This is a genomic window from Mycobacterium sp., from assembly GCF_036490025.1.
Taxonomy (GTDB): domain Bacteria; phylum Actinomycetota; class Actinomycetes; order Mycobacteriales; family Mycobacteriaceae; genus Mycobacterium.
On record NZ_DASXEP010000054.1, the window covers coordinates 60,727 to 72,147 of the forward strand.

Annotated in this window: 10 protein-coding genes; 3 read left to right on the top strand and 7 right to left on the bottom strand. The window is 66.3% G+C overall.

The window, feature by feature from the left end:
- Positions 1-756, top strand: coding sequence for an endonuclease VIII Nei2 (gene nei2 / locus VGG53_RS06345; RefSeq protein WP_331517150.1), 756 nt, complete (start codon positions 1-3; stop codon positions 754-756).
- Positions 757-949: 193 nt separating this feature from the next.
- On the top strand, positions 950-1,264 hold the full coding sequence (locus tag VGG53_RS06350) for a DUF732 domain-containing protein (protein WP_331517151.1): 315 nt from the start codon (positions 950-952) through the stop codon (positions 1,262-1,264).
- Between the two features lie 21 nt (positions 1,265-1,285).
- Here the strand turns inward: VGG53_RS06350 and VGG53_RS06355 are convergent, their stop codons facing one another.
- The 5 genes from VGG53_RS06355 to VGG53_RS06375 form a co-directional block, all read right to left on the bottom strand.
- Positions 1,286-2,482 (bottom strand): PPE family protein, encoded by a 1,197-nt coding sequence (locus VGG53_RS06355; protein ID WP_331517152.1) that lies wholly within the window; start codon positions 2,480-2,482, stop codon positions 1,286-1,288.
- 89 nt (positions 2,483-2,571) lie between these two features.
- Complete coding sequence (pstS, locus tag VGG53_RS06360) at positions 2,572-3,684, bottom strand: phosphate ABC transporter substrate-binding protein PstS (protein ID WP_331517153.1); 1,113 nt, start codon at positions 3,682-3,684, stop codon at positions 2,572-2,574.
- Between the two features lie 575 nt (positions 3,685-4,259).
- Positions 4,260-5,201 (bottom strand): pseudouridine synthase, encoded by a 942-nt coding sequence (locus tag VGG53_RS06365; protein ID WP_331517154.1) that lies wholly within the window; start codon positions 5,199-5,201, stop codon positions 4,260-4,262.
- Between the two features lie 7 nt (positions 5,202-5,208).
- Positions 5,209-6,966: a glycerol-3-phosphate dehydrogenase/oxidase gene (locus tag VGG53_RS06370; RefSeq protein WP_414688897.1), complete on the bottom strand. Its 1,758-nt coding sequence runs from the start codon at positions 6,964-6,966 to the stop codon at positions 5,209-5,211.
- Between the two features lie 180 nt (positions 6,967-7,146).
- Positions 7,147-8,553: an NAD(P)H-quinone dehydrogenase gene (locus tag VGG53_RS06375; RefSeq protein ID WP_331517155.1), complete on the bottom strand. Its 1,407-nt coding sequence runs from the start codon at positions 8,551-8,553 to the stop codon at positions 7,147-7,149.
- A 64-nt stretch (positions 8,554-8,617) separates the two neighbouring features.
- Here VGG53_RS06375 and VGG53_RS06380 point away from each other — a divergent pair, with 64 nt between their 5' ends.
- Positions 8,618-9,097, top strand: coding sequence for a gamma-glutamylcyclotransferase (locus VGG53_RS06380; protein WP_331517156.1), 480 nt, complete (start codon positions 8,618-8,620; stop codon positions 9,095-9,097).
- A gap of 11 nt (positions 9,098-9,108) precedes the next feature.
- Here the strand turns inward: VGG53_RS06380 and VGG53_RS06385 are convergent, their stop codons facing one another.
- Positions 9,109-10,281, bottom strand: a complete 1,173-nt coding sequence (locus VGG53_RS06385) for a M20 family metallopeptidase (protein WP_331517157.1) — start codon at positions 10,279-10,281, stop codon at positions 9,109-9,111.
- Positions 10,281-11,421, bottom strand: a 1,141-nt coding sequence (locus VGG53_RS06390; RefSeq protein WP_331517158.1) for a M20 family metallopeptidase, incomplete at its 5' end; no start/stop codon positions are given. The genes VGG53_RS06385 and VGG53_RS06390, both read right to left, overlap by 1 nt.

An 11,421-nucleotide genomic window follows, 5' to 3' on the forward strand; every position in this document is an offset into this window, starting at 1 on the left:
ATGCCCGAAGGCGATACCGTTTTCCGTACCGCGGTAACACTGCGTAAGGCATTGGCCGGTCGCACGCTGACCCGCTGCGATGTCCGGGTGCCACGTTTCGCCACGGTCGACCTGAGCGGTCACGTCGTCGACGAGGTGTGCAGCCGGGGCAAGCATTTGTTCATTCGTGTCGGACCGGCCAGCATCCACTCGCATCTGAAGATGGACGGCAGCTGGCGAATAACGTCGCCGGCAAAGCGCGTCGACCACCGGGTTCGGATCATCCTGGACGCCAACGATATCCGCGCAATCGGTATCGATCTGGGCGTGCTGGAAATCCTCGAACGCGACAACGACGGCGACGTCGTCGATCACCTCGGACCCGATCTGCTGGGCGACGACTGGGATCCCAAGGCCGCCGCCGACAATCTCACGGCGCGTCCGGATCGTCGCATCGCCGAGGCACTGCTCGACCAGCGGGTGCTGGCAGGGGTCGGCAATGTCTACTGCAACGAATTGTGTTTCGTCAGCGGCCACTTGCCCACCGCGCCGGTGAGCGCGGTGACCGACCCCCACCGGCTGGTGTCGCGGGCCCGCGACATGTTGTGGGCCAACCGCTTCCGCTGGGATCGTTGCACCACCGGCGACACCCGGGCGGGACGCCGACTGTGGGTGTACGGACGAGCCGGGCAGAGTTGCCGTCGCTGCGGCACCCCGATCGACTACGACGACAGCGGCGAGCGGGTTGCGTACTGGTGCCCATGCTGCCAACGCTGAATGCCCAGGGCATGACCATCCGGTTAACGATCACACTTGCCCGCGTCGGCCCCTTCGCGCGCTTCAAAAGTCCGGGAGCGGCATGCAATGATCGCAATGGCAGTGGCCTTGCGTGCTGTCGGCAACATTCGCGCTATCTGCTCAGCGGACAGGATGAGAAAGGACGACCACCCCAGTGCGTTCGCCCAAACCTGTGCGATCACTAACGGCCGGCCTGGCCCTGCTGCTCGCACCGGTCAGCCTGATGACAATCGCCGCGCCACTCGCGCATGCCGACGTCGTCGACTCCAACTTCTTGAATGCGCTGCAGTCCAAGGGGATCACCTTCGCATCCGGGCAGGCTGCGGTCATCGCCGGCCATCAGGTCTGCGATGCGCTCGATGGCGGCCGGGCATCGAGCGACGTCGCGAATGACGTGATGCAGCAGAGTGGCCTTGACGGCTACCACGCCGGATTCTTCGTCGGCGTCAGCATCGCCGCGTTCTGTCCTCGCCATGCGGGAGCCTGACGGCGTCGCAGGCGATTTCGCTCATCCCGCCGACGGGGGCGGTTTCATCACGTTGCCCTTGAGCTCGGCGCCGATCGAGATGTCTTCGTACTTTTGCGGCTTGCGTTTGCGCCACCCACTGCCCGCCGAGATCGGCGGCGCCATGACCGGCGGCAGCATCGGCATTCCGGCGCCTTCACCCGCGCCGAGCGGCGTTGCCGCCGACGCGAGTTGTACCGGTGCTTGCGAAGTCGCCAGCAGCGTCGCGGCGCCGGGCGGCGCCATCAGCCCACCCATCGGCACTGCGGCGCCCAGCGCCGCCGAAGTGTTGATCTCGCCGAGTCCCGCGGCGCCCAACGCACCGAGACCTCCCCCGCTCTGGCCCAAGGCACCCAAAGCTCCGGCCGCACCCCCACCCAAACCTTCGGCCGCTCCTCCCAAGGCTCCCTCGCCCTCCGAGACGCCCTGCCCGATCTGGCTGCTCACACCCTGCAACGCCTGGGCAGATTGGCTCTGCGCCAGGTAGCTGAGCATGTTGATCGGAAATCCTGACGAGATGAATTGGTTGGCGTAGGTGTTGGCCAACCCGACATAGCCGGAGTTGGGGTCGCCGGCAACGGGCAGCGCCGCGGCGGGACTGGCCGCCGCGACGGTGGGTCCCGACGAGGTGGTCGCGGCGGGCGCCGCCGAACCGGCTTGCGTTTTCAGGCCCGCCGGATTGGTCGCCGAGGTCGGCGACGTCAGCTGCGGCAGCGTGGAGGCCTGCGAGGAAGCCGCCTGATAGCGACTCATCGCCGCGGAGTTGTTCGCCCACATGGTCTGGTATTCAGATTCGGTTTGGGCGATCGCCGGAAGATTTCTCCCAAATCCATTGGTGGCCAAGAGTTGTGCGAGACGCGTCCTGTTCGCCGCGACGGTGGCCGTAGGAACAACGGCCGCCTGGACGGAGTTGAAAGCGGTCGCTGCGGCCTGTGCCGACGCGGCTGTCTGCTGAGCTTGCTGCGCGGTGGTGCGCAGCCAGGTCAGATACGGCGTGACGGACTGGAACATTGCTGCCGACGACGGTCCATGCCATATCCCGCTCAGCGACGTCAACGACGCGGCATAGTTGTCTGCAGCGTCGTCGAGGTTGGCGCTGAGCTGTTGCCACGCCGCGGCGGCATTAACCAGCGATTCCGCACCGGGGCCCGAATGAATCAGCGCAGAGATCACTTCAGGGGGCAGCGTCGTGAACTCCATGATTCAAAACATTTTCTACCGTTGGAAAACTCTTGGAACACCGGGTTGACTACGGTGAGAAAAACCCCCGAACATTTTGCATCGACCCCTTATGAGATGGCGTTGATGGAGTTTAGTAGGCGCGGCTTGAACTCGCCGGGAATTGGTATGTAGCCGGCACCGGTCAAACCGTCCTGACCTGCTCCGATAGCGCTCTGCAGGAACGCCCGCACCGCCGTGCCGACCTTCGGATCCGGGTAGTTCGAGCACACGATCTCATATGTCACCAGCACGATCGGGTAGGCGCCGGGCTGGTTGGGCCGGTAAAACGAGATGGTGTCGAGAGCAAGATCGTCGCCTCTTTTGATGAACCAGGCAGACGAAATCGTCTTGCCCACCGACTCGGGACTGATCGCCACCGGGTCTGGGCCGGCCGACGTGATGATGCTGGCCACATTCAAGTGGTGCGCCTGAGCGAACGACCACGCGAGGTAGGTAACCGATCCCTCGGTGTTCTTGACGGCTTCAGCTACACCGTCGTTGCCGACCGCGCCTTCACCGACTCCGCCGTTGAACTTCCGGCCGGCGGGATAACCCCAGGTGCCCTTGGACGCGGTGTCGAGATACCGCTGGAAGTTGTCGGTGGTCCCGGACTCGTCACCGCGGAAAATCACCCGAATCGGCTCGTCGGGCAGCTGTACACCCAAGTTCTGCAGCCGGATCGCGCCATCGTTCCACTGAGTTATCTGGCCGTTGAAGATCTGGGCTGCGGTCAGACCGTCCAGATTCAGCGACGTGACGCCCTTGACGTTGAAGGCGATGGCGACCGGACCGACCACCAGCGGCAGGTTCCAGGTGGGCGAACCGCACCGCTGCTGCGCTTTGGCGTACTCGTCTGCGGTCAGCGTCGAATCGGACCCGGCAAAATCACTTTGATTGTTCACAAAATCGTTGATCCCGACGGTGGAATCGTCGGCGGTGTAATTCAGCGACTGTCCGGGGCAGGCATCCGCAAAAGCTTTGATGAATACCGTCATCGCGTTTTTCTGCGCTGTGGAGCCGCTGGCCTTCAGGGCCGACTGGCCTCCGCAAGTCACCTTCACCGGGGCAGCGCTGGGCGTCGCACCTCCGCCGCCGGCGTTGTTGTGACCGCCGCAGGCCGACACGAGCAGCACACCAGTCACCAGAATGCTCAGTGCGGCGCTAAATCGATTGAGTCTCAATCCAATTCCTTCAGACGGTACCAAGCAGATATTCGCACCGGCGGATAGCACGCCACACTGCTGTGTCGCTTGCATCCATGAGGCATGGTAACAAGATTCGCACTTCGGTAATTATGCCCAGCTTTCTCTGCAGGTGTGAGATTGCCGATTTCAGCCCCGGTTTCCCGCACGTTCACCATGCCGTCGCGGCCGGCGCGCTGACAATGTTCACCCAACGACAATGTTCACCCAACGTTGACGTCCACCGTCGGCGTGAACAACGCGCAGCGCCTACCGTGGAATACCAATAGGCGGCCCAGTGTTGCAGCTCAGTGACCTGCGTCGCAGCCAACCCGCGGCATGGGCTTCGTCACAAATACCAAAAGATTCGAGCCGACGGCGGCTCCCAATCGATTTAGGAATAGCCGGCAGGAAACCAAAGGACGGACACCGTGGAAACTTTGCAGGGCTTCGTGAGCGCCCGCTTCGCTGACCTGACAACCGCTGGCGGCCTCACCGTTCGGGCACGTCAACTGTTCAATGCAGTAATTTCGGGGGCTGCGTCGATGCGCAGCGCACCAACTGCGCCGACCGCGTCAGGTCGGCCGGCCCGCATCGTGGTCGGCCACGATTTGCCGCGGATCCGGCCCGGGGTCGAGCGCTGCTGATATCGGCGGCGCGAGCAACCGTCGTCGACTCACGAACTCACGGCGAACCCCGCTGAGCGGATCGTCGAACTCGATGCGCTGCGCCAGCAACTGCAACGGCGTGGAGAAGTCGTCGGCGGCCACGTCGATGACGTTGGGATACAGCGGGTCTCCACAGATCGGTACACCCAGCGAAGCCATCTGCACGCGGAGCTGATGTGTGCGCCCGGTGCGCGGGGTCAGCCGGTAGCGGCCATCGGCCGACACCAGCTCCACCAGCGTCTCGGCATTGGGCACACCGGCTTCCTCGACAGCCTGCAAGTTACTGCGGCGCTTGATGATTCGACTACGCACTACCCGAGGCAACGCAACGGTCGGGTCGACCGCGGCCCTGGCGAGGTACGTCTTGTGCACGGCGCCACGGGCGAACAACATCTGGTAGGCCCCACGGATCTCACGTCGAGTCGTGAACAGCAGCACTCCGGCCGTCAGGCGATCCAGCCGGTGGGCCGGGCTCAGCTCGTCTAACCCGAGTTGCCGGCGAAGCCGCACCAGCGCGGTCTGCGCGACGTGGCGCCCGCGCGGCATGGTGGCCAGGAAGTGCGGCTTGTCGGCGACCACGATGTCGTCGTCCTGGTACAGCACCGGAAGGTCGAATGGCACCGGCGGCTCGTCGCGCAGTTCCCGGTAGAGGTAGACGATGGCACCGGCCGGCAGCACCGTGGCGGGATCGAGCACCGCGCCGTACTGGTCGACGACTTCACCGGCGGTTGCCTTGGCGGCGACGTCGGGGCCGAAGCGGCCGGCCAGCTCCTCGCCCAGCGCTCCGCCGCGCACCCGCAGCCGCGCCGGTCCCAACCCATCGCGTGGCGGGAGCGGTAGTGACCTCACGGTCGGCTCAATTTAACGGCACCGGCTCTAGGATCTCGGCGCGGGCCTCGGGGGCGATGGCCCGCAGCGCATCCGCCGATGCGTCGTCGGGCTGGGCCTGCGACAGCACTTCGGCCTCTACCCGCGCCGTGTACGTCTCGACCTCGCGGTCGATGTCGGCCGCAGTCCAGCCCAGGACCGGCGCGACGATGTCGGCCACCTCGCGGGCGCAGTCGACGCCTCGGTGCGAGTATTCGATCGCGATTCGCGTCCGCCGCGCCAGGATGTCTTCCAGATGCAGCGCGCCCTCGGCGGCCACCGCGTAGGCCGCTTCGACCCTCAGATAGCCGGGTGCGGCGGCGATCGGGTTGAGCAGGTCGCGACGGTCGGCCGCCAGCGCCAGCACTTCGTGAATCAGCGACCCGTAGCGGTCCAGCAGATGGCGCACCCGGTATGGGTGCAGCCCTTCCAGCGCGCCGACGTGCTCGGTCTGGTTGACCAGGGCAAAATAGCCGTCGGCGCCCAGCAGCGGCACCTTCTCGGTGATCGACGGCGCAACACGAGCCGGAACATATTGCGCCGCAGCATCAATCGCATCTGCGGCCATCACCCGGTAGGTGGTGTACTTGCCGCCCGCGATCGCGACCAGCCCCGGTGCGGGCACCGCGACGGCGTGCTCGCGTGACAGCTTGGACGTGTCGTCGCTTTCCCCGGCCAGCAGCGGACGCAGCCCCGCGTATACGCCGTCGATATCGTTGTGGCTCAACGGAGTTACCAGCACGGTGTTGACGGTGCCGAGGATGTAGTCGATGTCGGCCTTGGTGGCGGCCGGATGCGCGAGGTCCAATCCCCAGTCGGTATCCGTGGTTCCGATGATCCAGTGGTTGCCCCAGGGGATGACGAACATCACCGACTTCTGGGTGCGCAGGATGATTGCGACGTCGCTGACGATCCGGTCCCGCGGGACCACGATGTGCACCCCTTTGGAGGCACGCACCCGGAATCGTCCCCGCTGCTTGGACAATGCCTGGATCTCGTCCGTCCACACCCCGGTTGCGTTCACCACGACGTGGCCGTGAACATCGGTGACGGCGCCGTCCTCGGAGTCGCGGACCCGCACGCCGGTTACCCGATCGCCTTCGCGTAGCAGCGAGACCACTTGCGTCGACGACCGCACCACGGCGCCGTAGTGTGCGGCGGTGCGCACGACGGTCAGGGTGTGCCGGGCATCGTCGACAACGGTGTCGTAGTACCGGATGCCGCCGATCAACGCGGTCCGCTTTAAGCCCGGCGACAGCCGCAGCGCTCCGGCGCGGGTCAAATGCTTTTGTGCGGGAACGGATTTCGCGCCGCCGAGTTGATCGTAGAGCATGATACCGGCAGCGGTGTACGGGCGTTCCCACCACCGCTTGGTCAGCGGGTACAAAAACGGCAGCGGCTTGACCAGATGCGGCGCCAAGTTCGTCAACGACAATTCGCGCTCGAAGAGGGCTTCCCGCACCAATCCGAATTCCAGTTGCTCGAGGTAACGCAGCCCGCCATGAAACATCTTGGAGGACCGGCTCGATGTGCCGGAGGCGAAGTCACGTGCTTCGACCAGCGCCACTTTCAGCCCGCGGGTGGCGGCATCGAGCGCGGCTCCCGAACCCACCACACCGCCGCCGATGACCACGACGTCGAACTGCTCGCTGCCGAGGCGCTCCCAGGCCGTAGCCCGTTGTTCGGGCCGTAAAAACGAGCCCCGCCGGGTCTGCTCGCTCGCCGGGATGCGAATCGGGTCGCTCACGGCTCACGCCCCCTGTCGGTTACTCGCCAGTAGGTCACTGGTTCCAAGGTTACCTGGCCTGACTTAATTGCCCCGCTCCTCCCGACTTCTTCAGATCGCACTGCTCCGTTTATCGTCGCGCGGCGGCTTATTTGCCCCTCTCCTCCTCATCGCTGCGCTCTGCATCGTCGCGCGGCGGGGTCAGTCCAGGTCATCGCGCGCCATCAGCCGTCGCGCCGCCTCGGTGATCGAGCCCGACAGCGACGGGTAGATGCTGAGGGTTTGCCCGAGCTGGTTCACCGTCAGGCGATTCTGCACGGCCATCGCGATCGGCAGGATCAACTCGGAGGCGATCGGCGCGACCACCACACCGCCGATCACCACACCGGTGGCCTGACGGCAGAAGACCTTCACGAAGCCATGGCGCAGCCCCGACATCTTGGCCCGCGGATTGGTGTGCAGCGGCAGCATAATGGTGCGGGCCAGCACCGATCCGTCGTCGATGGCGGATTGCGGAACGCCCACCGCCGCCAGTTCGGGGCGGGTGAACACCGCCGCGGCCACCGTGCGCAGCCGGATCGGGCTGACAGCCTCGCCCAGCGCGTGCCACATGGCGATCCGGCCCTGCATCGCGGCGACCGACGCCAGTGGCAGCAGCCCGGTGCAGTCGCCCGCGGCGTAGATATTGGGCACCGATGTCCGCGACACCCGGTCGACGGTCAAATAATTGCCGGGACCCAGTTCGATGCCGACCCGGTCCAAGCCCAGGCCGCTGGTGTTGGGCGCCGATCCGATCGTCATCAACGCGTGGCTGCCCTCGACGGTGCGGCCGTCGGCCAATGTCACCAGCACCCCGGAGTCGGTGCGGGTGACCGAGTCAGCGCGCGCGTTCTTGACCAGCTGAACTCCGCGTTCGGAAAAGATCCGTTCCAGTACCAGGGCCGCGTCGGCGTCCTCGTAGGGCAGCACCCGGTCGCGGCTGGCCACCACCGTCACGTGGACGCCCAATTCGGTGTAGGCGTGCACGAATTCGGCACCGGTGACACCCGAGCCCACCACAATCAGGTGCTCGGGCAGCGCCTGCAGGTCGTAGAGCTGACGCCAGGTCAGGATGCGCTCGCCGTCGGGCCGCGCGGTCGGCAATTCGCGGGGGCTGGCGCCGGTCGCGATCAGCACCACGTCGGTATCGTGGGTACTGGTACTGCCGTCCGGCGCGGTCGCCCGGATGCGGTGCGAAGCCAGACCCGGGGCCGCGTCGACCAGCTCGCCGCGGCCCGCGATCACCTCGACGCCCGCGCTGTGCAGTTGCGCGTTGACGTCGGCGGACTGGGCGGTCGCCAGCCGCTTGACGCGCTGGTGGATTTCCGGCAGCGAGATCTTGGCGTCGTCGATGTCCAGGTCGAAGCCCAGATGCGGCGCACGGCGCAATTCGGTGCGTACGCCAGTGGAGGCGATGAAGGTTTTCGAGGGCACGCAGTCGAAAAGCACCGCCGCGCCGCCGATGCCGTCCGAGTCGATGACGGTGACGTGCGCATCACGTGCTGCTGCGACGAGCGCCGCCTCGTAACCGGCCGGCCCTCCCCCGATGATCACGATGCGGGTCGCCACCGCTTTAACCTAACGAACGTTGCGGATACGCGCCGCGTCAGCAGGCGCCGTCTAAGATTTCCCCGTGCCGCTCTACGCCGCCTACGGGTCGAACATGCATCCCGAGCAGATGCAGCTGCGTGCACCCCACTCGCCGATGGCCGGAACCGGCTGGCTGCACGGCTGGCGGCTGACCTTTGGTGGCGAGGACATCGGCTGGGAAGGCGCATTGGCCACGCTTGTCGAGGATCCGGCCGCGAAGGTGTTCGTCGTGCTCTACGACGTGACGCCCGCCGACGAGATCAACCTTGACCAGTGGGAGGGATCCGAACTCGGCATCCACAAGAAGATCAGGTGCCGAGTGGAACGGGTGGAGTCGGACACCACGACTGATCCGGTGCTGGCCTGGCTGTACGTGGTGGACGCGTGGGAAGGCGGTCTGCCGTCTGCGCGCTACCTCGGCGTGATGGCCGACGCCGCCGAAATCGCCGGTGCACCAAGCGAATACGTGCACAAGATCCGGACCCGTCCGGCTCGCAACATCGGCCCGGGCCACGGCGAATAACACCCGGGTGCCTAGCTGAACGCGGCGGACTGCTCGACGATGTTGACCATCAGCCGCACCCCGATTCCCAGCGCACGCTCGTCGAGGTCGAATGTCGGCTGATGCAGGTCCAACTGCGGACCGCGGCCCGACCACACCCCCAGCCGGGCCATCGCGCCGGGTACTTCCTCCAGGTACCAGGAGAAATCCTCACCGCCGCCGGATTGCCGGGTGTCGGCCAGCACATCCGGGCCGATGGCCTCGATGGCGTGGGTGATGATGCGCGTCGAGACCTCTTCGTTGACCACCGGCGGAACGCCGCGGTTGTACTGCAGGGTGTGCTCGATACCCAGCGGGGCCAGCAACGCGGTCACGGTGTGCCGGACGATGTCCTCCATGCCCAGCCAGGTGTCGCGGCTGGCGGTGCGGATGGTGCCGGCCAGCGTGCCGCTCTGCGGAATGGCGTTGGCGACCACGCCGGCATTGACCGCGCCCCAGACCATCACGGTGCTGTTGCGCGGGTCGATGCGGCGGGACAGCACACCGGGTAGTCCGGTGATCAGCGTGCCGAGCCCATAGACCAGGTCGCCGGTCAGATGCGGCCGTGAGGTGTGCCCGCCCGCTGATGACAGGGTGATCTCGACCATGTCGGCCGCCGACGTGATCGGTCCGGCCTTCACCGCGATCTTGCCGACCGCCAGCCGGGGATCACAGTGCAGGGCGAAGATTCGGCTGATGCCGGACATCGCGCCGGCGGCGATCGTGTCGATCGCGCCACCGGGCATCAGCTCTTCGGCCGGCTGGAAAATCAGCCGGAGCCCGACCGGCAACTCCGGCGCCCCGGCCAGCGCCAGCGCGGTACCCAGCAGGATCGCGGTGTGCCCGTCATGCCCGCAGGCGTGTGCGGCGTTCGGCATCGTCGATTCGTACGCCGCGCCCGTCCGCTCGGCCATCGGCAGCGCGTCCATGTCGGCCCGCAGCGCGATCCGCGGCTCCCGGTCGGGGCCGAAATCACAGGTCAGCCCCGTTCCGCCGGGGAGCACCTTGGGGTTGAGCCCGGCCTCGGCCAACCGCTCGGCGACGAACTGGGTGGTGGCGAATTCCTGGCGGCCCAGCTCCGGGTAGCGGTGGATGTGTCGCCGCCACGCGACCAGGTCGTCGTGGTGCGCCGCCAGCCAGGTGCCGGCGATGTCAGACAGGCTCATCAGCGCCGCTCCCCCTGCGCCGCCCGCTGCGCCTGTGCGGCCAGTACCCGGTCGCATTCCGCTGCCGACTCGGCAAGACGAACAACCGTGCGCGCCAACATGATTGCGCCGTCGATCACCGCGGTGTCGGCGGAGGCGCCGGCGGCTGCCGTGGTGAAATCGGGCTGGTGCAATGACGCGCCACCGGCATCGACGGCGACCATGGGATGGATGCCGGGCAGCAGCTGGGTGACGTTGCCCATGTCGGTGCTGCCCAGCGGAACCGCCGCCTCGTATTCCTTTGCGAGCGGCGAGCGGCCGAGCCGGGTCATCTCGCCGCGGACGGTCTCGGCCAACCACGGATCCGGTTTGAGTGCGTCGTACATCGGCTCGGTCTGCTCGACGCTGTAGTCGCAGCCGGTGGCGACGGCACCGGCCAAGAAGCAGTCGCCCACTTTGGCTTCCAGATTGGCCAGCGACGACGCATCGGTAGCCCGCATTGTGTACTGCAGTTCCGTGCGACCGGGGATGACGTTGGCGACCTGCCCGCCCTCGGTGACGATGCCGTGCATCTGCTGCCCCGGGGCCAGTTGCTGCCGCAACAACCCGATCGACACCTGTGCGATGGTCACCGCATCGGCGGCGTTGATACCCAGGAACGGCGCGGCCGACGCGTGGGCTTCTTTGCCGAGGTAGGTCACCCGCACCGCGGACAGGGTCAGCGACCGGGCGGCCGCGATGTCCACCGGACCCGGATGCACCATCACCGCGACCGAAATGTCGTCGAAGACTCCGGCGTTGAGCAGCAATACTTTTCCGCCACCGAATTCTTCAGCGGGCGTACCCAGCAGCGAAACCGTGAGGCCCAACTCGTCGGCAACCTCGGCCAGTGCCAGCGCTGCGCCGACTGCCGCTGCGGCAATGATGTTGTGGCCGCAAGCATGACCGATTCCGGGCAACGCGTCGTATTCGGCGCACACGCCGACAGTCAACGGGCCACTGCCGAAGTCGGCGCGAAACGCGGTGTCCAGCCCACCGGCTGCCGCGGTGATCTCAAAACCCCGCTCAGCCACCAACGTTTGCGCCTTGGCGCAACTGCGATGCTCGGCGAACGCCAACTCGGGCTCGGCGTGGATCGCATGCGACAACTCGACGAGGTCG

Bases quoted from the DNA above. Each gene is read 5' to 3' on its own strand.
- VGG53_RS06385 (WP_331517157.1), bottom strand. From the start codon at position 10,281: ATGAGCCTGTCTGACATCGCCGGCACCTGGCTGGCGGCGCACCACGAC.
- nei2 (WP_331517150.1), top strand. From the start codon at position 1: ATGCCCGAAGGCGATACCGTTTTCCGTACCGCGGTAACACTGCGTAAG.
- VGG53_RS06355 (WP_331517152.1), bottom strand. From the start codon at position 2,482: ATGGAGTTCACGACGCTGCCCCCTGAAGTGATCTCTGCGCTGATTCAT.